Here is a 241-nt window from a genome sequence, read left to right as displayed (position 1 = left end):
CGTTCCGGTGCCGAGCGAGTGCTCCTTGCGGAGCGCGAGGAGCGAGCGGTACAGCTCAAGCGTCGAACCTTCGACGCCCTCCTGCGCCTCGCGCGAGTACGACGCCCACGATGCCGGCTGGGGCAGCCAGGAGGCGCCCGATTCGCTGAAGCCGTACGATGCCCCCGTGGTGCTCCATGGCAGGGGCACACGGCAGCCGTCGCGACCGTAGCGCTCGCCGTTCGTTCGGAACCAGGTCGGG

Annotated in this window: 1 protein-coding gene; it reads right to left on the bottom strand. The window is 70.5% G+C overall.

Annotation, left to right across the window (positions count from 1 at the left end; all coding sequences use genetic code 11):
- On the bottom strand, positions 1-241 hold a 241-nt coding region (locus SB717_RS40380), incomplete at both ends, for an alpha-amylase family glycosyl hydrolase (protein ID WP_486360824.1).

The sequence above is a fragment of the Priestia sp. SIMBA_032 genome (assembly GCF_046535215.1).
In the GTDB taxonomy this organism is placed as follows: domain Bacteria; phylum Bacillota; class Bacilli; order Bacillales; family Bacillaceae_H; genus Priestia; species Priestia aryabhattai.
This window is presented reverse-complemented; position numbering and strand designations above follow the sequence as displayed.